The sequence below is a fragment of the Microbulbifer variabilis genome (genome assembly GCF_020524905.1).
Lineage (GTDB): Bacteria > Pseudomonadota > Gammaproteobacteria > Pseudomonadales > Cellvibrionaceae > Microbulbifer > Microbulbifer variabilis_A.
On the sequence record NZ_JAIVKI010000001.1, the window covers coordinates 93,698 to 119,256 of the forward strand.

Annotated in this window: 24 protein-coding genes; 17 read left to right on the top strand and 7 right to left on the bottom strand. The window is 47.2% G+C overall.

What is annotated here, in order from left to right; translation table 11 throughout:
* Positions 1 to 36: 36 nt before the first annotated feature.
* Entirely contained in the window at positions 37 to 1,077 is a 1,041-nt protein-coding gene (locus tag LC073_RS00395) for a glycosyltransferase (protein WP_226642190.1), read from the bottom strand.
* A 116-nt stretch (positions 1,078 to 1,193) separates the two neighbouring features.
* Here LC073_RS00395 and LC073_RS00400 point away from each other — a divergent pair, with 116 nt between their 5' ends.
* The 12 genes from LC073_RS00400 (at position 1,194) to LC073_RS00455 (ending at position 10,754) form a co-directional block, all read left to right on the top strand.
* On the top strand, positions 1,194 to 1,892 hold the full coding sequence (locus tag LC073_RS00400) for an NUDIX domain-containing protein (RefSeq protein WP_319004692.1): 699 nt from the start codon (positions 1,194 to 1,196) through the stop codon (positions 1,890 to 1,892).
* 86 nt (positions 1,893 to 1,978) lie between these two features.
* Positions 1,979 to 2,500 carry a DUF1249 domain-containing protein gene (locus tag LC073_RS00405; RefSeq protein ID WP_226642192.1) on the top strand — a complete coding sequence of 174 codons (522 nt, stop codon included), beginning with the start codon at positions 1,979 to 1,981 and terminating at the stop codon, positions 2,498 to 2,500.
* A 41-nt stretch (positions 2,501 to 2,541) separates the two neighbouring features.
* Complete coding sequence (locus tag LC073_RS00410) at positions 2,542 to 3,366, top strand: phosphodiesterase (RefSeq protein ID WP_226642194.1); 825 nt, start codon at positions 2,542 to 2,544, stop codon at positions 3,364 to 3,366.
* A gap of 441 nt (positions 3,367 to 3,807) precedes the next feature.
* Positions 3,808 to 4,461, top strand: coding sequence for a hypothetical protein (locus LC073_RS00415; RefSeq protein ID WP_226642197.1), 654 nt, complete (start codon positions 3,808 to 3,810; stop codon positions 4,459 to 4,461).
* Positions 4,462 to 4,535: 74 nt separating this feature from the next.
* Entirely contained in the window at positions 4,536 to 5,159 is a 624-nt protein-coding gene (locus LC073_RS00420; RefSeq protein WP_226642199.1) for a YqiA/YcfP family alpha/beta fold hydrolase, read from the top strand.
* Positions 5,160 to 5,171: 12 nt separating this feature from the next.
* Positions 5,172 to 7,058, top strand: coding sequence for a DNA topoisomerase IV subunit B (gene parE, locus LC073_RS00425; RefSeq protein ID WP_264190303.1), 1,887 nt, complete (start codon positions 5,172 to 5,174; stop codon positions 7,056 to 7,058).
* Between the two features lie 220 nt (positions 7,059 to 7,278).
* Complete coding sequence (locus LC073_RS00430) at positions 7,279 to 7,854, top strand: hypothetical protein (RefSeq protein WP_226642201.1); 576 nt, start codon at positions 7,279 to 7,281, stop codon at positions 7,852 to 7,854.
* Positions 7,841 to 8,218 carry a hypothetical protein gene (locus LC073_RS00435; RefSeq protein ID WP_226642203.1) on the top strand — a complete coding sequence of 126 codons (378 nt, stop codon included), beginning with the start codon at positions 7,841 to 7,843 and terminating at the stop codon, positions 8,216 to 8,218. The genes LC073_RS00430 and LC073_RS00435 overlap by 14 nt, the downstream gene beginning before the upstream one ends.
* A complete protein-coding gene (locus LC073_RS00440) occupies positions 8,215 to 8,703 on the top strand; it encodes a hypothetical protein (RefSeq protein WP_226642205.1) in 489 nt (162 codons plus the stop codon). The genes LC073_RS00435 and LC073_RS00440 overlap by 4 nt, the downstream gene beginning before the upstream one ends.
* Before the next feature lie 440 nt (positions 8,704 to 9,143).
* A complete protein-coding gene (locus LC073_RS00445) occupies positions 9,144 to 9,674 on the top strand; it encodes a hypothetical protein (protein WP_226642207.1) in 531 nt (176 codons plus the stop codon).
* Between the two features lie 73 nt (positions 9,675 to 9,747).
* A complete protein-coding gene (locus LC073_RS00450; protein WP_226642210.1) occupies positions 9,748 to 10,155 on the top strand; it encodes an FAD-binding oxidoreductase in 408 nt (135 codons plus the stop codon).
* A gap of 125 nt (positions 10,156 to 10,280) precedes the next feature.
* Positions 10,281 to 10,754: a hypothetical protein gene (locus tag LC073_RS00455; protein ID WP_226642212.1), complete on the top strand. Its 474-nt coding sequence runs from the start codon at positions 10,281 to 10,283 to the stop codon at positions 10,752 to 10,754.
* Positions 10,755 to 10,809: 55 nt separating this feature from the next.
* Here the strand turns inward: LC073_RS00455 and LC073_RS00460 are convergent, their stop codons facing one another.
* The gene (locus tag LC073_RS00460; protein WP_226642214.1) at positions 10,810 to 11,730 is read right to left on the bottom strand and encodes a LysR family transcriptional regulator; all 921 of its coding nucleotides are present in this window, start codon (positions 11,728 to 11,730) and stop codon (positions 10,810 to 10,812) included.
* A gap of 121 nt (positions 11,731 to 11,851) precedes the next feature.
* Between LC073_RS00460 and LC073_RS00465 the strand changes: the two genes are divergently transcribed.
* A complete protein-coding gene (locus tag LC073_RS00465) occupies positions 11,852 to 12,574 on the top strand; it encodes an SDR family oxidoreductase (RefSeq protein ID WP_226642216.1) in 723 nt (240 codons plus the stop codon).
* A 36-nt stretch (positions 12,575 to 12,610) separates the two neighbouring features.
* On the opposite strand, the gene mmsB is transcribed toward LC073_RS00465, so the two are convergent.
* Positions 12,611 to 13,510 carry a 3-hydroxyisobutyrate dehydrogenase gene (gene mmsB / locus LC073_RS00470; protein ID WP_226642218.1) on the bottom strand — a complete coding sequence of 300 codons (900 nt, stop codon included), beginning with the start codon at positions 13,508 to 13,510 and terminating at the stop codon, positions 12,611 to 12,613.
* Between the two features lie 40 nt (positions 13,511 to 13,550).
* Positions 13,551 to 15,062 (bottom strand): CoA-acylating methylmalonate-semialdehyde dehydrogenase, encoded by a 1,512-nt coding sequence (locus LC073_RS00475; protein ID WP_226642220.1) that lies wholly within the window; start codon positions 15,060 to 15,062, stop codon positions 13,551 to 13,553.
* Positions 15,063 to 15,455: 393 nt separating this feature from the next.
* Here LC073_RS00475 and LC073_RS00480 point away from each other — a divergent pair, with 393 nt between their 5' ends.
* Entirely contained in the window at positions 15,456 to 16,511 is a 1,056-nt protein-coding gene (locus LC073_RS00480; RefSeq protein WP_226642222.1) for a hypothetical protein, read from the top strand.
* A 120-nt stretch (positions 16,512 to 16,631) separates the two neighbouring features.
* Here the strand turns inward: LC073_RS00480 and LC073_RS00485 are convergent, their stop codons facing one another.
* Positions 16,632 to 17,600 (bottom strand): alpha/beta hydrolase, encoded by a 969-nt coding sequence (locus LC073_RS00485; RefSeq protein WP_226642223.1) that lies wholly within the window; start codon positions 17,598 to 17,600, stop codon positions 16,632 to 16,634.
* A 350-nt stretch (positions 17,601 to 17,950) separates the two neighbouring features.
* Complete coding sequence (locus LC073_RS00490; protein ID WP_226642225.1) at positions 17,951 to 18,553, bottom strand: GNAT family N-acetyltransferase; 603 nt, start codon at positions 18,551 to 18,553, stop codon at positions 17,951 to 17,953.
* A gap of 447 nt (positions 18,554 to 19,000) precedes the next feature.
* Between LC073_RS00490 and LC073_RS00495 the strand changes: the two genes are divergently transcribed.
* Positions 19,001 to 20,467 carry a DEAD/DEAH box helicase gene (locus tag LC073_RS00495; RefSeq protein ID WP_226642228.1) on the top strand — a complete coding sequence of 489 codons (1,467 nt, stop codon included), beginning with the start codon at positions 19,001 to 19,003 and terminating at the stop codon, positions 20,465 to 20,467.
* Positions 20,468 to 20,811: 344 nt separating this feature from the next.
* Positions 20,812 to 23,151 (top strand): PKD domain-containing protein, encoded by a 2,340-nt coding sequence (locus tag LC073_RS00500; RefSeq protein ID WP_226642230.1) that lies wholly within the window; start codon positions 20,812 to 20,814, stop codon positions 23,149 to 23,151.
* Between the two features lie 29 nt (positions 23,152 to 23,180).
* Here the strand turns inward: LC073_RS00500 and LC073_RS00505 are convergent, their stop codons facing one another.
* Positions 23,181 to 24,482 (bottom strand): amidohydrolase, encoded by a 1,302-nt coding sequence (locus LC073_RS00505; protein ID WP_226642232.1) that lies wholly within the window; start codon positions 24,480 to 24,482, stop codon positions 23,181 to 23,183.
* Between the two features lie 573 nt (positions 24,483 to 25,055).
* On the opposite strand from LC073_RS00505, the gene LC073_RS00510 reads away from it, so the two are divergent.
* Positions 25,056 to 25,367 carry a cupin gene (locus tag LC073_RS00510; protein ID WP_226642233.1) on the top strand — a complete coding sequence of 104 codons (312 nt, stop codon included), beginning with the start codon at positions 25,056 to 25,058 and terminating at the stop codon, positions 25,365 to 25,367.
* Positions 25,368 to 25,559 lie beyond the last annotated feature (192 nt).

Consider the following 25,559-nt stretch of genomic DNA (forward strand, 5'->3'; position numbering starts at 1 on the left):
AATCCAACGTATTCTGTGTAATTCTTCCAGCTGCCGTTATTTCAGCGTGCCATCCAGGTTGATATCGTGCGCCCAGGCGTAGTCGTGACTAAAGGGCTGCAGGCTGGTGGCCTCAACAATGTACTGGGCGTAGAGTTTTGAGTTCATTTCTGTGTGGAAAAATTCCCGGGCTTTTGCTGCCCAGGCGCGGCGCTTAGCATCATCACCATGGAACTCGCGGATTTTTTCCAACAGGTCCTGCTCATCGGAAAAGTAAACCACGCTCTCTGCAGGCAGTAGTTCGTCGAAGTGCAACTTGTCACTGGTGAACTGCAAAATACCATTGCCGGCGAGCTGGGCCATACGTGCTGAGGAATACCAATAGTGGGTATCCTGGCGGTTAAAGTTCAGCCCCATTTTAGTTTGTGCCAGTGCGCGATCGTAGTCCCTCCCCCAAACTGGCGCTTCACCAAAGCTGCCGTAGGTTTTGAAGTTCAGCGAATCTCCCAGGGCATCCTTGAGATTTTTCACCATTTGCAGGCGCTTGGTGAAATTATTGCTGTTGCTACAAAACAGCAGATCGATGGGCAGATCAGTGCGCTCGGCATTATTGAGGTTTTCGATGGAGGGCTCGACCGGATTGGGCATGTGGTAAACCCGGGCATTAATCCCCTCAAAAATACTCAGTTCGCGGCGGCCGGTGGAGACAAAGACAGCATCGACCACTTCGGCGCGGTGCTTGATACGTTCAACATTGCTGGGCACGAACAGCGGATCGTTATTGCAGTGTGCGATCAGGCAGTTGGGCTGTTGTTGCTTGATAGTCTTCAGGGTGGCGTTACTGATCATGTCACAGTGGCCGGCGATGATCAGGTCGGGCTCGAATGCTTCAACCGTTTCCAACAGGCGGCGATTGGCTTTGCTCACCCCTAAGTCGCGGATTCCAAAGGGCGCTTCAAAGGCTGCCACATCCCGGTCGCTGAACACCTGTGTATAGTGGTCGTTTTTGATCAGGCCAAAAGTCAGTTTCTGTGCCCAGCTAACCCGCGTCTTACCGTAACGGCGCAGTTGCTGGTAGGCGATATTGAGCACTCTCATGGTGGTGCGGTCTCTAAAAAAATCCAGGGAGATAATACGTATGGCCGCTTGCTATAGGGGCTGGTACGGTGGGCGCAGAGTATAACAGCTGCATCCCGGTCATATAGTGCCCAAGTATGCAGATCCCACTCGCGCAGAAGGTCAGCGAACTAATGTCAAAAATGAAGAGTCAAAAGGGTTTGTCCCCGGAGTTTTCCGCAGATTCCGTAGAAGTTGTTTCCAGGGAAACGGTTTATAAGGGATTTTTTTCCATGTTGAGGCTGCGGCTGCGCCATCGCCTTTATCGTGGCGGCTGGAGTGAAATCTTCACGCGGGAGCTGTTTGTACGCGGCCCGGCAGTGGGGGTATTGCTCTACGACCCGGAACGGGATCTCGTTGCGCTTACCGAACAGTTTCGCATCGGCGCGCTGGAGCGGCCGGCGGGCCCCTGGTGCTTGGAAGTGGTGGCTGGCATGGTGGAAAACGGGGAAGACCTGGAAGATGTGGCCCGTCGCGAAGTATTGGAAGAGGCGGGGCTTCAGGTACAGGCGTTGCATTTTATCCACAGCTATATGCCCAGTGTTGGTGGCAGTTCCGAACGGCTACACCTGTACTGTGCGTTGGTGGACTTGAACTGCGCGGAGGGTTACTTTGGGTTGGAGCAGGAAAACGAAGATATCCGTCTGCGGGTGTTTTCCAGAGACTCTGTACTCGCCACCATGGCGGGGGACTATGCTCCAGGAGAGAACCCTATCGATAATTCGGCCACTATTATTTGTATGCAGTGGCTGCAATTGAACCGGGCAGAACTAAAAAACCACAGGCCAACTGCCTGACTGGTCATTTGCATTGCGCACTGTTACCTGCGTATAGAGCAAACTGAGAGCTGAGTCACGGCGGTCACTGAATTGGAGTGTTGATAATGGCTCTACTGGGCGAGGCAAAAACGCGGCGGCGAAAGCAGTCGGAAATGTCGCCAAATGGCAACGGGCGGGCGGTGTATCGAGTCGATCTGTCGTCTTATCATGCCGATTGTGATGCCAACTACCTGCGCTTGACCAAATTGCTGCCAGAGCTTTCACAAAGGGCGCTCTGGCGCTACCAATTGCCCGGTGGCACGCTGGTGTTAAGAGTTGTAGAGCGTTCTAGATACACCACGGAGGTGTCTCTGGGGGCTGAGGCTAGCTCCAGTGAATGCCAGTGGCTGGAACCTCCGAATTTGACTGTGCGCCTCTACCACGATGCGTGCATGGCGGAGGTGATATCAGCCAATGGGCGCGGACCGGTGGGTGGTAAAGGAGTGAATACCACCTATCCAAACCCCCGTATGCAGCATGCAGATGAGAGACCCCAGGCCAATCGCTTTCTTGGCGAGTGGCTGGAGTACTGTCTTGCAAATGGTCGTGCAGAATTTGAGCTGGTGCTGGATGGCCGGAGATTTTAATTCTGCTGCAGAACACATGGATGTGAACACAAGGTGAGCAAGTGATTCGCGAGCACAACAAGCCGGATTCGCCCCTGGGGGTGGCTTCGCACCGCTTAATCCAGATTACAGATCCACATATTGGCAGCCGGCCCGATTATCAACTGTTGGGGCTGGATACCGGCCACACCCTCGATGAAGTTTTGGCCTCTCTCAGGGCCGGGCAATCCCGTGCCCGGGCACTGGTTGCCACTGGCGATATCAGTGCCAATGGCTCCGAGGCTTCCTATTGCCGATTTTTAGAAAAAACCCGCAAGCTTTCCATGCCCTGGTACTGGCTGCCGGGCAACCATGATGTCAGTGCCCGTATGAAAAAACTGGCTCCCAATCGCTGTACTGACTTGGTCGCCCTGGGAAATTGGCGCCTGCTGCTGTTGGATACCAGTGTGACGGGCCAGATTTGTGGCGGTCTGGATCGTGTGAAACTGGAGCGTCTACAGTTGCTCCTGTGGGAAACTCGCGATCACCCCGTGATCATTATGATGCATCACCAGCCAGTGCCCGTAGGTAGCAAGTGGATAGACGGGCATATGCTGCGCGAGGGCTGTGAAACATTTTTGCACATGGTCGATCAGGCACCCCAGGTCAAAGCCTTGGTTTGGGGGCATGTACATCAGCAGTTTGACAGCAGCCGAGGCCATGTGGGCCTGCATGCGACGCCCTCCACCTCAGTACAGTTTACTCCCGGCAGCGGCCCCTTCGCCGTAGACGATGAGATGCCCGGTTACCGCTGGTTTGAACTGTTCAGTGATGGCACTTACGAAACTGGTGTGGAGCGGGTGCCAATCTCCAAGTATTGTGTCGATCTCGCCTCATCTGGATATTGATTTAAGTCAAACCGCTACGATTTCGTAGCGGTACTTCCACAGCAGTTTTTTATCTTCTTTCTTGTTAGTCGCTATTGATTCCCAAGTAGAGAATTCACGGCTCCCGATATAAGTAATAAATAAATCAGTGCCACTCGTAACCGCCACCCCTAATTCATACGGACCAGAGAGTGATGCATTCCTTTCTTTGCCTTTTTAGAAAAGCGCAAGAAAACTTTTCTTTACCGAAGCCCCCTGTTTTTCCTATTGTCTCACCGTACAATGGGGCTCCTGTATTGGACTGTATTTTTTCAATATGGTGGAAGAGCGGTGAAAGATGGGACCATTTAGAATTTAATTTTGGTTTCTGAGATTGCCGAGGCTCGAAATTGAGTGGTAATAAATTTTGTGTTGAGAGCCTCTCGCCGGATAAATATTTTTCGGAAAATTGGGAAATTAAAAATGCAAAAATTATTTTTTTTACCACTCATCTCATTTCTTTTACTGATCGCAGCTTGCAGTCAGCAGCCCACTCTGCAAGAGCGCAGCGATGGTTTGGAAGTGCGGCCGAGCCAGCTCGATGAAGTCGCCGCGGCTTTCGCCCTGGATCTCAGTGGTGCTAAGGTTTATATCGCACCGGTTCAGATTGAATACACCAAGCGATTCTCTTCCCTGCCTAGGCGCCAATATCGGGAAAAAGATTATGAGCTGGACCAGAGGGATCTGCAGCGACTGAACACTCTGTTGGCACAGAGCTTTAGCGATAAGCTATTAAAACCGCGCAATGCCCAGCAGGTGCCAGATCAGGCGGAGGCCGATTACACGTTATCCCTGTCACTGAAAAATTTCTCCCTGGCTGCACCGCTTGATCCATCCCCCTGGACCTGGCGTGTCTATACAGAACAGAGTGCTTATGCAGAAATGGTAGGTACCTTGTACGATCGTGACGGCAGCGCCGTAATGCATTTTCGTGATCGACGGGATATTGGCGAGAATTTCGGTTCTTCGACGGGACCGGGTGGACGGCTGGAGCGATTCACCAGTGTCACCTTCTGGTCGGATATGCGTGTCGATATACGCCGGGCTTTTACCAGCTTGGACAGGTCCCTGTTGTAATCGGGATTGGTGATCAGTGGGAACTGTGAGGAGGCCGGCCCCATTACCGCCATGGGGCGCTATAATCCCCGACTATGCAAACACAAAATCTCAACGGAAGGCCGCTGCTGATCTATCTGCACGGCTTTCTTTCATCGCCTCAGTCCTTTAAATGCCAACTGATGCGGGAGCGGCTTGCTGCCGACCACCCGCAGATCATTTTCTGTGCGCCGCAAATCTCTCCCTATCCGGGGAATGCTCAGCAATCACTGCTGCGCCTACTGGATAGTTTCCTAGACTCAGGCAACACAGGGCCTATAGGCCTGGTCGGCAGTTCTATGGGGGGCTTCTGGTGTACCTACCTCGGTGAGCGCTATCGCTTACCGGCAGTGCTGATTAACCCCGCGGTCCGCCCATCTCGCTTTATGCCGTCCTACGTTGGTAAAGTGTTACAGCCTTACAGCGGTGAGCCACAGGAGTATCGCCTTAGCGGGGCTGACGTTGATACCATGGCGCAATTGGAAGCAGAGTTACCCAGTCCGCTGCTCAGCCGCTATTGGCTTTTGGCACAGCGAGGCGATGAAACCCTCGACTACCGCGATGCGGAGTCTTTCTATCAGGGGCAGCGTCAAACTGTCGAAGAGGGTGGCGACCACAGCTTTCAGGGTTTCGCGCGTTACTGCGATCCCATAGTCGAATTTCTATTTAACCAGCAGTAATTTATAAAAATTATGGCCAATTATTCCGCCGAAGATATTGAGGTACTCACGGGGCTTGACCCGGTGCGAAAGCGCCCGGGCATGTACACAGATACCACCCGTCCCAACCACTTGGCCCAGGAAGTGATCGACAACAGTGTCGACGAAGCGCTCGCTGGGCACGCAAAAAAAATTGAAGTAGTTCTGCATAAGGACCATTCGCTCTCGGTAAGTGATAACGGTCGCGGTATGCCGGTGGATATACACCCGGAACAGGGGCGCCCCGGTGTTGAGGTGATACTGTCCACCCTGCACGCCGGCGGTAAGTTCTCCAATAAAAACTACCAGTTTTCCGGTGGCTTACACGGCGTTGGCGTTTCTGTGGTGAACGCACTTTCCAAAGTGCTGGAAGTAACCATCCAACGGGATGGCAAAATGCACCGCATCGGCTTCCAAAATGGAGAGAAGGCTTCCGACCTAGAGGTGATCGGCGATTGTGCCAAGCGCACCACCGGCACCAGCGTGCGCTTCCTGCCCGATCCCAAGTATTTCGATTCCGCTAAATTCTCCGTAGTGCGCCTGCGCCACCTGCTGCGTGCCAAAGCCGTATTGTGCCCCGGCCTGACGGTTACCTTTATCAATGAGCAGGATGGCGAGTCCGACGAGTGGTACTACGAGGACGGCCTCAAAGACTATCTTGCCGCCGCTAATCTAGGCTGGGAAGTATTACCGGCCGAGCCCTTTGTGGGCAGCTTTGCCGCCTCTACCGAAGCAGCAGACTGGGCGGTGCAATGGCTGCCGGAGGGCGGTGAGGTCACCGCCGAGTCCTACGTTAACCTGATCCCCACCGCCCAGGGCGGTACTCACGTGAATGGTCTGCGCGCGGGCCTACTCGACGCCATGCGTGAATACTGTGAAATTCGCAACTTATTGCCCCGCGGTATCAAGCTGGGCCCTGAGGATATCTGGGGACAGTGCTCTTACGTGCTCTCGGCCAAGCTTGCCGACCCGCAATTCTCCGGGCAGACCAAAGAACGCCTCTCCTCCCGCGAGGCCACCGCATTTATTTCCGGCGTGGCCAAGGATGCTTTCAGCCTGTGGCTGAACCAGCATACGGAAGAGGGCGATAAGCTTGCCGAGTTGTGTATTGGCAATGCGCAAAAGCGTATGCGCTCAGCCAAAAAAGTTGCGCGCAAAAAAGTTACCCAGGGTCCCGCATTGCCGGGTAAGTTAGCGGACTGCTCCAGTGCCGATACCTCCCGCTCTGAGCTTTTCCTGGTAGAGGGAGACTCCGCCGGCGGTTCTGCCAAACAAGCTCGGGATCGCGAGTTCCAGGCGATCATGCCGCTGCGCGGTAAAATCCTGAATACCTGGGAAGTCGATTCCACTGAGATCCTCGCCAGCCAGGAAGTGCACGATATTGCCGTGGCACTGGGTGTCGATCCCGGTAGCGACAACCTGGAAGGACTGCGCTACAACAAGGTTTGTATCCTCGCCGACGCCGACTCAGATGGTCTGCATATTGCCACTCTTCTTTGTGCTCTTTTCCTGCGCCACTTCCGCCCACTGGTGACCAACGGTCACGTCTACGTAGCCATGCCACCACTGTTCCGAATAGACATCGGTAAAGATGTTTACTATGCGCTGGATGAATCGGAGAAGCAGGGAATTCTAGATCGTATAAGTGCAGAAAAGAAAAAAGGCAAAATTCAGGTGACCCGTTTTAAAGGTCTGGGGGAAATGAACCCCTTGCAGTTGCGTGAAACCACCATGGACCCCAATACTCGCCGCCTGGTGCAGCTTTATATCGATGCCGGTGACGATAGTAACCAGCTGTTAGATATGCTCTTGGCCAAGAAACGCGCCGGGGACCGCAAGCAGTGGTTGGAGAGTAAGGGTAACCTGGCAGAAGTGGGTTAATTATGTGAATAAAATGGGTGACTTTGAAAAACGCTATTAAGAAGTCAAGTAAAAGCTTATGGGCATAAGCTTGAAATAGGGAAGGTTTATATGCGTGATGAAGTTCGTATTCTTGATCTTGCCAATTTGCATAAGTGGTTGGACGAGAACAGGAACTCATTATGCATAAAATATCTAGTGATTGTGGTTATGCGTTAGGAATATAGTAAAGGGAAATTTTATGTACTACGGTGAAACAGGAACACAAATCACGAAAGAGATTATTGTAAAGGCACTAAATAAATTAGGAGATCTGTTAAAAAATAAAAAGAAGAAGTTAGAACTAGTTTGTTGTGGTGGTGTGGTGAGCGTCCTTTATCATGGCTCTCGTCAAATGACTCATGATGTTGATGTGTTGTTTCCAAATAATCCATCCTTAGCAAATATATTGAAAGAACTGGTTGATCAAGTCGGTGAAGAGTTCGGTTTAGAGCATGGGCCGAGAGATAAATGGTTTAATGACAGTGTTAATTTTATTGGGCTGCAATCGAAATCAAATACCATAGTCTTTCGTCACTCAAATTTAGTACTTAAAGCTGCCGATTGGCATGAAATGTTGTCACACAAGGTGACGGCATTTCGTGGAGCGCGTGATGTAAATGACGCGGTACATTTCTTAAGAGAAATTAAACCAAAGGATAAACAAGAAATCTTAGATAAGGTTAAAAAATATAAGCCCTTCGTTCCTCATGTGGCTGACAAGCTTTTTGAGGCTAGATTTGAGCAAATATGGGAAAAGGCTTATGGAAAATCTTGATTCTACATTAGATCTAATGATTGATAAGATTTTAGAGCATGACGAAATTGCATTTTTAGATTTGATCCAGCTAGTGTGGCGTCGAGGCTGGGAGCTAGAGTCTGCGACAGATAGGCATCCTGCTAGCCCCCTGCTTCATGCCCTTAGGGCGTGCCTAGTAGAGCGGATGGTAGAAATATGGAATGCGCCACCCAAAAATGCCAATGAGAAAGTACCGAGCTGGTGTGGCGAGGTGCCTGCATTGCAAGAGCGGTTCTCAGTGATTAAGCCAGCAGACCAGTCATTTTGGAAAAAAGAACCTTCAAATCAAATCTTCGAAAAGCGTAATATTTTTGCTCCAAAGGAGTTTATGTTTTTCTTATGAACAGCATTGCCATCATAGACATTGAGGCCAGTGGCTTACATTTTGACTCCTATCCAATAGAGATAGCCGTATTAAAAGCTGGTGAAGTGCGTTCATGGCTCATTAAACCTGACTCAAAATGGACTTATTGGTGCGCGGTGGCTGAAAAGATGCATGGAATTACGCGAGAGCAGTTGGTAAAAGAAGGGCTGCCAGTGAGCATAGTGGCTCACGAGCTTAATAGGTTCATGGAGGGTTTTGAGGGTGTCTTGTACAGCGATGCAGATCGCTGGGATGTCGACTGGGTAGACACTTTATACTATAGTGCCCGACAGTCTCGCCAATTTCATATTGCCTCTATTTATGATCTACTTGGTGGTGATGCCCGTGCCCTATTTGGTAATTGTAAGGCTGAACTGGCTGCATCAGGGCGTTTCACACATCATCGTGCGGAAAGTGATGTTAAAATGATCGCCGAGGCGTTTAAGTTAGCTCAGAAAAGATGAAGTTCGTTTGAGTGAAATGTCTGTTAGAATATTTTATAACCGTATGCTGTAATCAGCATATAATCTATATGCTGGGAAATTATACATGTGTCCTCTCAGACACTTTGAAAAAAGCATATACTTTGCGCATAAATGCCAAAGTAAATGTGCCCCTCCCAGTAACCCTTCCCCTTTCAATAAATTTAAATAGTGATGCTGGTATCGTCTAGTAACGTTACTAGTAGGGGGTGATTTCTTTTCATGTCTTTTAAGAGAATATTTAATGCTTGATCATTATTGCTGATGTCGGAGGTCAGATTAAAAATTTTGCTGTATATGAAAATCAGGATAAATTCAGTTGGGATGAATTTGCGGTCCTACTAATTCCGGTTATAGATGACAATTAAACATCTACTCTATCCTTTATTTATAACAGTCTTGTTCTTTTGAAGGATGTGACAATGCTAAGCATGCTAGTCACCAGAGTGATTTTTGTCATTAAAGAGCACCGCAGATTATTGGAACAGCCAGGCTCACCCACCGGGTGGCTGGTCGCTCAATGGGCCAAGATCATGGTGTTGCCACAGTTTTTCCTGGCGCCGTTCACTTTACTATTTGGGCGTTGGGAGGGGCCAATGATTTTCCTGGCGCGCTATTTGGCAATGCATGTCGTCTATTATCTGGACAGAGCGATTCCCTATACCCGAGCTCTGGGGATTTGCCATCTGGTGACGTTTGGCCCGATCTTTATTTGGTTTAGTCTGAATTTTTCTGAGATTTATCAAGGCTGGGGAGTTTTTGGCTTTTTATTTGTAATTGAATATATCATTATTGGCCTATGTCTTTATTTTGACCTGAGAGATTTGATTCTCTATCTATGTGACCGCCCTTATCCCTGTTATGTGCGAGATTACAATCGAACAGGTTACCTTCATATTAAAGATAAAAGGGTAGAGCAGCCGGTAACATTATTTTCAATATTCTTCTGGTAGTTTTTGTTGACTTCATCTAATTGTTTATTTGATTATGAATGTATTGAAAAGAGCATAGATCTAAAGAATATCTATGAAGTATTTTTCGTTGTTGTTTTTATTCTATGCTATGCCGCTGTTCGCCGTAGAGATAGAGAGTTTTCATTCTGATGGTTGTAGTATCTTTCCTGACGGCACTCTCGATCAGAATGATTTGTGGCTGGATTGCTGCCATGCCCATGATTTCGCCTACTGGAAAGGGGGAAGCTATGCGCAGCGAGAAGAAGCCGATCGCAACCTGGAAATTTGTGTTGCCAAAACTGGGGAAAGAGAAGTAGCGTTGATTATGCTAGTTGGAGTCAGGGTTGGCGGGACACCATTCTTGCCGACCCCTTTCCGCTGGGGCTATGGTTGGCCTTATTTACGTGGTTATAAAGCCCTGACAGAAGAAGAGTTGAAAGCCATTGAGCGGGTACAGGGGGCTTTACCAGGAACTCTTTAAGTAACCTATAAATACTTTCACTTAATAAATATGATCAATTTAATGGTGTTTCCTCTCTGGGAGGTGTTGGGAGCAACTGGTAACGTGATCAATAATAATCAGACTTCTTAGAAGGAATTCATAGGATGTCCTATTTTCGCTGTGTTTTATGGTTCTGTATTACCCTTAATTTACTGGTCTTTACTTATTTGGCTTTCCATCTGGGCTGGAATATTGGACTTATCGAGGTTTTATTGGGGATTATTCTGGCCAATTTTCCATTGCCCTTTATGGTTCGATGGTGTGAGCGTATGGCTAGGGATTTACACGGGTACTGGATCAACGTTATCCCTTATATAAGCCCCTTGTTGGTAGGTCTGGGTGGAACAGCGGTGTATATTAATGCGGCGCTTCAGGGAGAACAGGTATTTTGGCTGTATTTAACTGTGCCTATGGCACAGGCAACAGCTTTTTGGGTGCTCCTAGCATTGGTTTTTTGTATTTACCCGTTCATCAATACGGATAAGGAAGAAAATACAGAAACGAAGCTAAAGGATAGCGCTGAAAACTCTGCAGAAGGAATGGTTAAAGAACAGAAAAAGATGGATGAAATTGCATAGATCTTAAAAAATTCGTTGTTAAGATCACTGCAGAATTTCTGCCGATAGCTGCTTGTTATCCGTTTTCAGCTGATCCCTTTTCCAATAACTGCTCATATTCCTTGGAAAATTGATCTTTTAGCCATTGCATTAAGCTGCGTACACGGGCTAGCTGATGGCGTAAGGGCGGGCAAACCATAGAAAGCTGGGTGGACTCTGACCACCCAGGTAATATTTCCTGTAATTTACCCTGTTTGATATCCGCCTGAACATAGATGTCTGCCAGGCGGGTTACCCCAAGTCCAGCCAGCGCCGCAAGGCGCATCGCGCGGCCGCTGACCAGCTTGATACCCTGTTCCACCTCAATCTTATGTCTGGTCTTACCACGCGTCAGCACCCATTGGTCAACACTGCCGTAAATTAGGGGCACTTTAGTAAGGTCCATGGGTTTTAAAATTTGGCCCTGCACTTTAATAAAGTCCGGGCAAGCAACATAGCGGGTTTTGATGTTGAGTAGCTTGCGTACAATGAGGGTTGAGTCTGGTAGCTCCCCCATACGTATTACTAAATCGTAGCGATCCTCAATCAAATCCACACGTATACTGGAGAAATCCAGTTGTATTTGCACATCGGGATGGGTCTTCTGAAACTCAATGGTCAGGGGGGCGATAATCTCCTCACCGATAATACCACCTACCGCGTTGATACGGATTTTGCCCTTAATCTTCTCCCTGGAGTGTGTTGCCCAATCAGCTGCGCTATCCAGTTGCTGCATCGCTTGCTTACAGCGCTGGTAATAGCCTTCACCGACTTCGGTTAGTCGCAGCTTACGAGTGGTGCGTAGCAATAGTTGAACATCCAGGGCGGATTCCAATTCCGAGACTTGCTGGCTAAGTGTGGCCTTGGAGTATCCTGTGTGATCCGCTGCAGCGGTAAAGCTGCGATGCTCGGCCACGGCAATAAAGGCGCGGATGGCTCGCCAGGAGATATTGTTCATAAAATCCAAACAATGATTTCATATTAGTTGGGCTAGTCATTCTAATTATAAATTCTATACTGCCGATACAAAAGGGTTACCCAGTAACCCAGGATCATAAATTGCAGAAGAGAAAAGCAGCATGTCTAAGCCATTGGTTGTAATAACGGGTGCCAGCTCTGGAATCGGGGCGGCCATTGCTCAGCATATGTCGGATGCCGGGCATCCGTTATTGCTGTTGGCGCGTCGTCTGGAAAAGTTAGAGGCGATGAATTTACCGAATACTCTTTGTCGACAGGTCGATGTAACTGATACTGCGGTTTTATCCACGGCTATTCAGGAGGCGGAGGCGCTGTATGGGCCTGTGGATTGTCTGGTGAATAATGCCGGTAAAATGTTACTGGGGAATATTGAGTCCCAGAGCGCCGAAGAGTGGCGAGAGATGTTCGATGTGAATGTACTCGCCTTGATGAACTGTATGCAGGCTGTCCTGGCGGATATGAAATCCCGTGGTCGCGGCACTATCCTCAATATCAGCTCCATTGCTGGGGTGAAGACTTTTATCAATCACGCAGCCTATTGCGGGACAAAGTACGCAGTGTCGGCGATTAGTGAAACTGTGCGTGAAGAAGTTGCCGCAAGTGGAGTACGTATCATGACTCTCTGTCCTGGAGCGGTTGAAACTGAGCTGCTAAGCCATACCACCTCTGAGGAGATTATTAAGGCTTATGAGGAGTGGAAGGCTTCCATCGGTGGAGCCATCAATGCTGAGGATATCGCCCGTACGGCGATGTTTATGTACAGCCAACCCCAGCACGTGAATATCCGTGAAGTTCAGATAGCCGCTACAGGTCAGGATCGATAGATAGGTTAGATGGGGTGAGGGCCTAAATAACCGATCTTATTGATGAGTCTCTTTCTTGAAAATTGTTTGGATGCTGGAGAAATCCAGCTCTTCATTTCCCTTCAAGCTGTGTAAGCCAAATAGATTTCTGGCCAGTGAGCCGAGCGGTGTATAGCTTTTGCTATGGTTGGCGGCTTGCTGAGCCAGTCCCAGGTCTTTACACATTAACCCCACTTTAAAGCCACCGCGATATTGATTACTTGCGGGGGCGCTCTCCATAACTCCGGGGTAAGGATTGTAAGTCTGTAGAGACCAGTTAGCGCCGGAGCTTTTGGACATAATTTCGGTCAGTACTTTAGGATCGAGGCCGTTATCCACACCCAGTTGGAGCGCCTCGGCTGTGCCAATCATATGAATAGCCAGTAACATATTGTTGCAGATCTTTGCTGTTTGTCCGGCACCTGCTGGGCCTGCAAAAAAAACGTTGGTTCCCATATGCTGCAGAACTGTCTTAGCCCTCGCTACATCCTCGCGCTCTCCGCCACACATAAAGCTGAGAGTGGCGGCAGCTGCTCCTTTGACTCCGCCAGAGACCGGTGCTTCTATGGCATGAAGCCCTTTAGTTTGGGCGGCGTTAATTAGGCGCTTTGAGCTACTCGCGGAAACGGTGGAACAATCGATTATTAGTGTTTGCTTTTCGATAACTTCCAGTAGGTGATCTTTATCAATATATAGTGACTCCACTACCGCATCACTGGGTAGCATGCTAATTAAAAAATCTGCTCCTTTTACCGCTTCTTTTGCCGATGCGCATTTCTTCACCCCCTGCTCTGCAGCCGCCTGGAGTAAGGTTTCCACCGGATCAAAACCTCTCACAGAGAATCCGGCTTTGATTAAATTACAGGCCATGGGCGCACCCATATGTCCCAGACCAAGAAAGGTTACGATTTTATCCATGGCATTATCCCAAAAATAAAAACTGAGTTGTTATGTAGTGTTACTTTAACTGTATGGTCATATTTGCTTGTTCGGCGTGTTCGATATCTGAGTCGAACCAGCGAGCAGTGATCGTTTTTGTTTCGGTATAGAAGCGCACGGCCTGCTTACCATAAGCGTGTAGATCCCCATAGAAAGAGCTGCGCCAGCCGGTAAAACTGAAAAAGGGCAGTGGAACCGGGATAGGCACATTGATACCTACCTGACCGACAAGGATTTCATGTTGGTATTTCCGTGCGGCAGCCCCGCTGGCAGTGAATATCGAAGTACCATTGCCGTAGGGGCAATTATTGACCAGTGTTATGGCTTCGTCCAAGTGATCCACATTTACCAGGCACAATACTGGGCCAAAAATTTCATCGGTATAAATTGACATTTCAGCGGTGACATTGGCGAACAGGGTGGGGCCAACCCAGTTACCGTGGGGATATCCATCAACTGTAACTTGTGAGCCATCCAGCAAACAATCAGCCCCCTCTTTTTTGCCGGTCTCGATATAACCCAACACCCGCTCTTTTGCTGCGGGAGAAATTAGAGGGCCATAGTCGGCTTGCGGATTCTTCCAATATCCAGGTTTTATCTTTGCCATTGCATTCTGTATTCCTGGGATCCAACTTTGTGCCTCACCTACTAGTACCACAACCGAAATTGCCATACATCGCTGACCCGCAGCGCCAACAGATGAACCGATAATATTGTTGATAGCGGCACTTTTATTGGCATCGGGCATGACCACCATATGATTTTTGGCTCCGGCAAAAGCCTGCACCCTTTTTAAATACTGAGTACCTGTTTGATAAATATGCCGACCCACCGGTACCGAGCCGACAAATGAAATAGCTTTAATGTCTGGATCTTTGAGCAAAAGATCTACCTGCTCACGGCCACCATGAATAACTTGAAGTACCCCTTTGGGAGCGCCCGCCTGCTCAAATAATTCGGCCAGCTTGCATGGTGTAATTGGATCTTGTTCGGAAGGTTTAAGAATAAAAGTATTGCCACAGGCAATCGCAAGGGGAAACATCCACAGTGGAATCATCGCGGGGAAGTTAAAAGGCGTAATGCCGGCGCAAACACCGATAGGTTGAACATAAGAATAACAATCTATAGCGCTGGCAACATTCTCAACTGTCTCGCCCATTAATAGCGTGGCAATATTGGCAGCATGTTCAACAACCTCAATCCCCCGCCAAACATCCCCCTTGGCATCCTCGAAAGTTTTCCCGGTTTCCTCTGCGAGAATCTCAGCCAAGGTCTCTTGGTTTTCTTTTAGTAGAGCCTGGTACTTGAGCATAATACGCGCTCTGTTAGGAACTGGAGTATCCCGCCAGGATAAAAACACCTGTTTCGCGGCGGCAATGGCCTTAAGTTGCTCTGCTTCAGTGGTATAGGGAGCCTGGGTTAAAACCTCCCCCGTGGCAGGATTTGTCACATCCAGCCACTCCTCAGCATTGGATTGTATCCAGTTGCCGTCAATGAGAAGCGGAAGGCGAGCGGGAATGGATTTATTCATATTATTTGCCTTACCAGAAACAGGTGGGGAGGTGACCAATAGTTTAGGCGCTTTAGGGGTTGTCTGAATAGTTAGGGGGCATTTCACGCCGTGTGTTGATGTTGGGAGCTCTGGAACAGTTGTGGTAGTAGGTGTAGGGGGGAGATTTTGGATAACTACAGTCTGGTCAGAAATAGAGATGACTCTCTTATGTTTTTCAGGCGGACGGGCCTTGTTGTAGCTAATGCGGGTTAATGGAATTAAATAATTATTGTGTGGGCTTTCTCAATTTGCGTAATGGGTGTCAGGTATTTTAATAATAGTTGTAAACATACTGATAGTATGCGTTTTAAGTATTTTAAAAGTAGTAATTCAGAGGTTTTTATAAATTAATTTAAATTAGGGGGTTGTAAGGTGTTTTATCAAAAAAAATTAAAGTTGTTGATCTTTTCTGTTTTGTGGTCAATAAGTCACCTTGTCTCGGCCACCACGTTGGATGATTTGAAAGCTCATACACCTACTTCAAATAAAACCTGGGCAGAGCAATGGTTTTACAATATCGCGATACCCGATGTGGGATACTTCAAAGTAAGCCTTCAAACATACATTGCACCAGATTTTATTAAGCCGGAACCTAAAGCCTACATACACTTGGCTTTTTCACCAAGAAACGGTGTTGAGGTGAAATATGATATTTTCCGAGATGAAGTAATTTTGTCTAATCCAGACGGATCTGATGGATTTTATTACGAGGTCCCTGGTGTAGTTGTGGCAGATGAGGAGGGGGTAAGGGTAAATCACATTGATTTCAACTTTTCTATGCATTGGGCTGGGGAGCATCATCACTATTGGCATGGTTTAAACCCTGGGCAGACACCCTTTGGCATTATTCCAGAGTTGCCAGGAGTTGGGGGGAAGTGGTTCCTCTATACAGTAGGAACTCCTATTGAATACAGCTTTAGTGATGCTTTCCAGTCGTTAATGGGGCAGGGCTATGCCCAATTGGATAAAGGGTGGTATGACAAAGAGTCCAGTGCTGGCATGATCTATTCTATGGGTCTGTCAGATAAGCTTTATTATATGTTTACTGGGGCAAAACTGGGGGAGTCTGATTTTGAAATGTGGGCGGGTAGGTATATTTCAGATGAATATGACCTAATTTTTCACCCAGCATTTAATAATCTTTCGGTGAAAAGAGAGTTGGATGCTTGCGCTGGCAGTCTAAAAGTTGAGTTAAATAAAATAAAGTACAAGTTGATTATGGAGGCACAAGCCGATATCAATAGCTTTTATCAACTTTTATTTCCTTCGGTTATAATTTTTGGTGGTGAGCAGAATTATATGAAATCAATGCAGGCAAATATCAACTTCTCTCTTTATAAAAAGGGTAGTCTGGTGGAATCCATTCAAGTGCCACAGGGGCTTTTGGAGTTTAGTGGGCCTTTTACTTGTGAAGGGATATCGGGGTAGAGTCTGGATCTATTCCCAGATGTATGATTGTGCTCTGTTTCTAGGCTAAGGCGACGCTAGTTTGTCGCCTTATTGGGTATTTAGTTTCCTTAAGTAGCAATCTTTTTAAGGTTGGTGTTCTTAATTGAGAGTAAGCCACTCTTGTAAGATTTTATGCTCTATATTACCGATAATGGCCATGCTCGGATGATTTCTTTCCGGTAAATTGACCACCCTAATATGGTCCTGTTCTAATTTTTTGAAGTGATCATAGGGTGATATAGGATCAGTGTTTGAAGCAAATAAAAGCACGGGAATGGGAGAATTAATTATTAAGGATTCAATTTTTGTATCTTGAAGACTGATATTGGCCTCTTCTAGCGCGGTTAATGCTCCCTTTTTAATCTCATCCTCCGAGATCGTTCTGCTAAGCAGCGGAAAGTTTTCCTTAGCATAAAGATAAACAGCCTGATCAAATTCCAGCATGGGTGCCTGTAGTATTAGGCCACTGACATCCTGTCTTGACTGAGAAATTCTGGCTGCGGCAAGACTCCCCATGGAGTTGCCAAGAAGATAAATATTTTTATTCTCTATAATGCCTGTATTGATCAGATCATCAATCATCCTATTAATAATTTCACTATCACCGATACCATATTCTTTATTGCCTTCGGATTCGCCATGACCAAGAAGGTCTGGAATAACAACATGAAAGCCCAACAAACGGAAATATAATGCAGAGTTGAGCATGAATTCCTTTGAGGCGCGGAAACCGTGTAGCAGAATCAATGTGCCGGAATAACTTTTTTTCAGAGACTTTCTCTCTATGGCAAGAGTTACTGTACTTGTATTGTGGCCTGAGTCGGTTTCGATAGAATATTTAATCTTATCTTTTTCCAAGGGCGCGGCATAAAGATAGCTGATGCCAAGATCTCTGTATGTATCTCGATAGTTACCTTTATAAAACCCCCATTTTTCGATTTGTTCACTGGAAACGATATGATCGTGAGGGAAGCTTTTAGAGTGCGTAATGTAGTCTGCAATATTTGAAGAGCAAGCACAAATCAATGTGCAGAATAAAATAATTGGAATCAGATTTTTTAGTTTCATTCTTATCGCGATTAAGTCAGCAGTAAATTATTGGATTAGTACGCCAAACGGAGGAGTAAGATTATTAGATAGTGAACTCCTTAGATCCGTGGTGCCATACTTCAGTGTCGAATCAACTCTACTGTAAGAACAGGTATTAAGTTTAAAGGTTTAATTCCCGGTGTAATGCCCAGCCGGTTATCCCGGTAGGTATACTGATTCAGCAGCGAGCTGACCGGAAGGTCATTCAAAATCTTCTTGGCGGATGGAAACAAGGGCACAGGAAGATTCATTAAGTCGAGGGCAGTAAAGCAGTGGGATGGCGGCAGCCAAATAAAATTCACTAACCGCCAAAATTGTGAGGAAGGTCTTTAACCCAGGTTAATCCCGGCCTCTTTAGAGGCTGCATCATAACCATTGGAAGGGGGATTTCCCTGAAGATTAAGGGTATAAGTTAATAGGGTGTAATCTTTCGGGTCTGCTTTACAAATAAACCCCATGGAGCGGGCAAATGTCTGCACGCGTTTGTTGTCGGCGGACTCAATGGAGTAAATCCGTTGTAGACCCTGCTCTCTTGCACAGTCGATCAGACGTTTTAGCATCAAACGGCCGAGCCCCAATCCCTGCCAATCATCGCGCACAACAACTGCGCACTCACAGGCTTGTCCGTCCGCATCTACAGCGTAATGTGCTGTGGCCACGGCCCTTTGCGCATGGTCACTGGTACACAGGGCAATAAAGGCCTCGTGAATCTGGTGATCATTATCGGTGAGTAGCTCAATCAATTTTTGGCTGGCTTTACAGCTTCCACCAATAAAGCGGTCCCGCCGAGTTTCTGGAGATAAATCTTCGATGAGGTCTTTCTCCAGTTGGCTGTCACTACGACAAATAGGGCGTATTGAAACCCTGCGCCCGTTACCGAGAGTGACTTGTTCGATCTGGTGTTCATTACTGACACTGCGATTGTGTGACATGGTTGTGAATATCCCAGCAGCACTTGGCTGCATTAACTGTGGTTCGCAACGAGGGTTGGATATCACAAAGATAGACGCTCGGGTTGCGAACGTGGAACTATGTTACGGTCGTCTTTCCCGAGTGCCTAACAATCCCTGTGTCTATAGCTATGAAGAGTAGTTTTAGAAGCTGGAACTATACAGTCAGATTGTTTGTGTTATAGTGCTGCAGCTGATTTTTCTCAGCTGCGTCATTTGTAGGCCGGTGATATACCGGTATCCCCCCGTGAACTTTTCTTAAATTCTTCCCGGAACCCTCTACTGAATGCCGCGCGCCGGCTGGCCGGTGATTTGACGGCTGTGTGCATCGAGCCTCGCTTGCTCTGGATGCCAACTCCGATTTTTCTATTTGCACCTCTGTGGTGCGAATGTGTTTGATTGCGCCTAGGGCGCAGTTTGAGGTTATTTATGTTGTTTGAAGATCTGGGCCTTGCCCAGGAGATCGCCCGTGCAGTTGCAGAGCAGGGGTACAGTGCGCCCACGCCTATTCAAGCTCAGGCAATTCCCGCCGTTATGCAGGGCAGCGATATTATGGCTGCGGCCCAAACGGGAACTGGTAAGACAGCCGGTTTTACCTTGCCACTGTTGCACAGTTTGAGTCAGGGAGAGCGCGCAAAAAAAGGGCAGGTGCGTGCGTTGGTACTTACCCCTACCAGGGAGCTGGCGGCGCAGGTATTCGATAATGTGCAGAGTTATAGTAAATACTTGCCAATGCGCCACTCTGTCGTCTTTGGTGGGGTGAAGATCAATCCACAGATCGCCAGGCTGCGCGGCGGTGCCGATATCCTGGTGGCCACTCCTGGACGTTTATTAGACCTACATAGCCAGGGGGCTATCCGCTTCGATCGGCTCGAAGCCCTGGTGTTGGATGAGGCCGACCGCATGCTGGACATGGGCTTCATTCATGATATCAAGCGGGTATTGCGTATCCTGCCCGCAGAGCGCCAGAACCTGCTGTTTTCGGCCACCTTCTCCCCGGAAATCCGCCAGCTGGCAAAAGGCCTGGTGAAGAACCCACTGGAAATTGATGTCAGTCCGCGTAACACGACTACAGATACCGTGCGTCAAAAACTGCATCCTGTGGATAAGGCACGCAAAACAAAACTGTTGAGTCACCTGATTCGTGATAATGACTGGCACCAGGCTCTGGTATTTAGCCGAACCAAGCATGGCGCCAACCGGTTGGTGAAGCAGTTGGAGGGCGACAATATCCGCGCGGCGGCGATTCACGGCAATAAAAGCCAGAATGCACGCACCCGTGCCCTGGCCGACTTCAAGGCGGGTAAAGTGCAAATATTAGTTGCCACTGATATCGCCGCTCGAGGAATCGATATTGATCAGCTGCCCCAAGTGGTTAACTTCGATCTGCCTAACGTTCCTGAAGATTATGTCCACCGTATTGGTCGTACTGGCCGTGCCGGTGCGCGTGGCCAGGCGGTTTCCCTGGTCAGCGCCGATGAAATCAAGCAATTGCGCGATATTGAGCGCTTGATTGGCAAGCCAATCCCCCGCGAGGAGATTGAGGACTTTGAGCCTGATCACCAGCTGCCGGCCTCCGGTAATCCCAAGCGGGGTGGTGGACAAAAGCCCGCCGCCAACAAGCGCCCTACAGGCTCCCGCAACAGTGAGGGGGGACGAGAAGCGCGAGGCAATAGCGATGAGCGCCGCGGTAATCGCGGAAATGGTCGCGGCAAGACAGAAGGACGTGAAAACGGTGGCCGCAATAGCAATGCTGCCGGCGGTAAAGGCAGTAATGGAAATCGAGCCGGGGGTAATGGCAGGGCTCGCGGCGCTGAATTCGGCCGCAGTGATGGCCAGAAACCTCAGAGAGCACCAAGACGCCGTCCCAGCAAAGGGCGTTCGGAAAGCGCTTAGCATTTCGAGTAGTTGGTAATAAAAAAGCGGCTTAGGCCGCTTTTTTTGTAACTGTTAATTTCCGTTTATTCTTGAACTTTTCAGCAGGTATTCTTTTGAAGATATTTAAACACTTTTCTATTTAATGCAGTATATGCTGTTTCTAAATTGAATAGCTTGATACCTTAGCCTGATACCTTAGTTTTATGCTTTTACAGTTTTACCTTTCTACCCAGGTTTTGGCACCAGCGTCTGCTTTAGCCGCGCCGTTTTAAATGCTCTTTCTATAATTGATCACATTTATTCTGCGGATTTTGTGTTAGGTTTCGTTTGCTTTTTAAAGCGATTCTACACAAGGAGATGTTGTGAAACTGAAGTTACTATCAAAATTCTTTGTCCTCCCTACTACTGTTTTATTGCTTGCCAGCAGCGCATGGGGAGAAGTTCAATTTCAGCCCGCAGAAATTTATCCAACAGGATCAAAAGCGGAAGCTATTGCGGTAGCAGACTTGAATAATGATGGTCGAGATGATGTGGTGCTGAGTACCACCGGTAATTTTGATTCAGGAAATAACCTTAAATTAAAGGTATTTTTACAAGGTGAGAATGGACAGTTAAGGGATTCCATAGATTATCCATTGGGTGGTGATGATGTGTATCTGCCAAAGTCTATTGCTGTTGGAGATCTGAATAGTGATGGGCTTCAGGATATTGCTGTAGGTTTTGATAACAGTCGAATTGATGTTTTTTTACAGCTTAGTGATGGGTCTTTAGCTTTACGGGAATCTTTTAGTTCATCTTACGCTAGTCAAATAGCCATTGCTGATGTTACGGGGGATGGAGTTAGTGATATTGTTGGAAGAGGTGCGGATACTATTGGGGTTGCAATTTATTCAATGGTTGGCACTAAGCCAGAGGATTACAGGTCTTTTCTTTACTTCCTGGAGCCGGATAATCTCGGCAGCTTAGCACTTGGTGACGTTAATGATGATGGCGTCGACGATATCATAACGATTAGTGATCAATCACAAGGTAAGGCCTTAACGGTATTAATTTCCCAGGGAGATGGTGATTTTTCCCCGACTTCATACTATGAGCTCGACAGTGATTTTACAGTATACGATATTTCAGTTGGTGATCTAAATGAAGATGGCTTAAATGATATATGGTTGTCTGTTGCAGAGGGCTCAGATGCCTCTCAGTTAGCTTTCTATCAAGGGAGTGATGGGTTACTGCAAAAGCCTTTTACATTTCCAAGAGAAAGCATTTCAGCAATGTTGTTGTCTCATGATTTGAATAATGACTTAAGTCATGAATTTATGACAATTTCATTGGATGCTAATAGTATCTCTATTTTTGATGTGCTGACTAGAAATGGATTGTCCGGACAATCCAGTCACAGCATACCAGAGGATATTTATGCAAATCCTCGAGGAGTAGATGTAGGAGATATTAATAGTGATGGAATTCCAGATATTGTTATTGCAAGTCCATCTTCAGGATTGGTTCTGCTAAAGGGAGATACCCAAGGGATTAACTTGGCGCCGTTAGCTGATGCTGGAGATGATCAGGTAGTCCAAAAAGATCAGCTAATCCTTTTAGATGGTAGTCAATCAGCTGATAGAGACGGAAGCATTATTGATTATCGCTGGAAGCAAGTATCAGGTTCCCCTGTTTCATTAAATGATACGAGTAATGGATTTGCCACCTTCCTGGCACCGTCATCCAAAAATTCCGATATTGGCGGTGATGAAGCCTTAGTGTTTGAATTAGAAGTTGAAGATCATGAAAACGTAGTTTCTGTTGATACAGCGATTGTTACCTTGGATGGAAATATCCCGCCTAGAGCAATAATACGTGACTTTCAGGCAGTAAAATCTGGTGAGGTTGTAATTCTGGATGGTAGTTCCTCAATAGATTTATTTGGAGAGATTGTTAGCTATAAGTGGAGGCAAATTTCTGGGGAGCCTGTGGAGTTGGTGCAGGATTCAGAAGCTACTGTGAGCTTTAAAGCACCGATAATATCTGGTTCTCCCTTTATATTTTTTGAAACAATGAAGTTCGAACTGGTAGTCACAGATAATAAAGGTCTGGAAAGTAGCGCTGTAACTCAAGTGAATGTCCAGAGCCTCGCCTCGCCGCTAGCAATTATTGGAATCCCCCAAGGGGTAAGTTCTGGTGAGGAAGTACTTCTAGATGGCAGAGCCTCTACAGATGCAGACGGGGAAATCGTTAGCTACAATTGGCGGTCACTTTCTGATATTCCAGTAATTAATAACCAAGACGGCACAGCTAGTTTTATTGCGCCTGAGGTTTCTCCAGGGCTTAAAGCTGCTTTTTTGTTTGAGCTTGAGGTGGTGGATAATGATGGTCTGAAATCTACCGGCATAGTTGGTATTGTCGTAGAGCAGAACATGCCTTCTATGATGCCTATAGGCCTAATAAAAGGTGTTCAACTAGGCTCCCTTGTTACCCTTGATGCTTCAGGTGCTTTTGATATTGATGGAGACATAGTAAAATATCAATGGGAGCAAGTATCTGGTCCTCCCGTCTCTATAACCAACTCAGACCGCGCTATCGCTTCATTTACAGCACCATCAGAGCAGGCCACATTGGTTTTTTCTGTAACACTGACCGATGATGATGGGGAGAGTAGCACTTTTAATGTATCAATTAGCGTTTTTGAATTAACACCTATTGGTTAAGAAAAAAGAGCCCCAAGTGGGGCTCTTTTTTACTGGCTTTTATAATTTTCCATATAGCTCAAAGTCAATAATGTCAAAGCCTCGGTACCTTTACGCAATGTGCCTTCATCCACATAAAATAGCGGTGAATGGTTGCTAGGGGCTTTGCTGGGATCCTGCCCTTGCGGAGTTACCCCCAAAAAGTAAAAGAATCCAGGCACTTCATTTGCGTAATAGGAAAAATCTTCAGCACCGGTTATTTTTGGTACCTCCACAACACGTTGTTCCCCCACCACAGATCTTAAAATAGGTAGGGCCGTCTCTGTGAGCTCGGCATTGTTGATCGTTACTGGGTAGCCCTCAAGGATTTCCACATCCGCACTGGCTCCAGAGCTCTCGGCAATCAGTTCCGCAGTGGTTTTTAAGCGTTTAAAAATCTCCGCGCGATTGTCCATATCAAAATTGCGGATGGTACCGTTTAGGTAAACACTGTCTGGAATAATATTGTTGCGCACACCGCCATCAATACGGCCATAGGAAATAACGGCAGGTTCCTTGGTGATATCGATTTGGCGGCTGACAATAGCTTGGGTGCCCATTACAACTTGCGCGGCGGTAACAATCGGGTCAACGCCACCCCAGGGACGTGAACCGTGCGTTTGTCGGCCGTTAATAGTAATACGAAACTCGTCGGCAGCGGCCATTAACGGACCTGAGCGATAGCCAATTACACCGGAGGGTAAGGAGGAGGTGACATGCTGGCCGAATGCCACTTCTGGTTCGTATTTTCTGAATAAGCCTTCCTTGAGCATCAGTTCTGCTCCTCCTTCCTCACCATCTGGCGCCCCTTCCTCGGCGGGCTGGAAGATAAAGAGGACATTGCCGGCCAGCTCCTCGCGAAGGCCTGTAAGTACTTCGGCAGCTCCCATCAGCATGGCCACATGGGTATCATGGCCGCAGGCATGCATGACTCCGACATCCTTGCCCTTATAAGAAGTTCTCACCTTGGAGGCGAAGGGAACATCGGCTCTTTCGGTGACTGGTAAAGCATCCATATCCGCGCGCAGGGCGACGGTTGGGCCGGGTTTGCTCCCTTTGAGAAAACCCACCAGCCCGGTATGGGCAATCCCTGTCTCAACCTCTAGGCCCAGAGTGCGCAGGTGCTTCTCAATATACTTGGAGGTCTGAAACTCACGGTTGCTCAATTCTGGATTCTGGTGCAGATGGCGGCGCCATTCGATGACTTTGGGTGCGGTCTCTTCCAGTAATTGCTGGGGATTGGTATCTGTAGCAGATGCCTGACTGGCCAGTAACGACGTACTGATAGCGAGTGATAGGAGTAGTTTATTCACGGTATTTTCTCTTTTTCTCATTATCGGTAATCGATTCTATCTTCCTGAAAGAAAAGCGCCAGCATGGATGCGGTTAAGTGGAAATCTTTTCATTGGATACCCAGCTGGACCTGCTGGATGAGCGTGGATTAAATCCAGTCGTCAAGCAGTTATATATGGTCATGCCAAAATGGTAATGCAGGCTGATTATATTATTTTTGTTGGTGGATCTAAAAAATTAACAGCATAAGTAGTATGCTTAAATGAATATTCGAAATCTTTACCAGTTCAATGAGTCTATTATGGTGTTTAGTAGTGATGAAGTGATTACCAATGCTGATATTAAAGCAGTGGAATAACGGGAGAAATTAGATGCGACTCTCAAAGTTAATGGCTCAAGTTATCACTAGCAGATATTAATCTTGGTATACGAATATCGACAATGGTATCTTTTGGGGTGTACAGGATTGGTAAAATTGCTGAGGTGACTAGTGAGGATAAATTTGATCATCGGCCTTTGAATATTCCGGTTAGTTTAACATTAGAATTCAAGTTGATTTCTTTCTAAAAATTTAATGTGAGTTAATTCGTTCAATGGAATTTATAAAAAGTAAGAATTTCACTGGGAAAGTTGCCTGGGAATCAAAACTAATTGCCAATATGAATGGCGTTACTACCAAATTGCACTGGACCGATAAACCCTATGTTTGGCATGTGAATGATGGTGAGGAAGTGTTTGCTGTGCTCGATGGCTGCGTCGAGATGTTTTACAAGCAAGATGGTAAGGTGAAGTCTGAGGTATTGTATTCCGGTGATATCTTTTATGCTTCAGAAGGCTCGGAGCATGTAGCTCACCCACAAGGAGAGGCTCGTATACTAGTGGTGGAAAAGGAGGGAAGTATTTAATCTTGGTCGATTGCTCGTCTTTACTAAACCCAGTATCTCACTATTCGTTCAAATGGACTTTGGATGCGGGTTTTGTTTTTAAAATGGGAAGTTATTTCCTTCCTAAAATAATATTTATGCCATAAGTTTGCGCTTTAGCTTGGTATTCGCCTATTTAAATACTAATTTAGTTGATTCTTGGGCAGGTGTCTG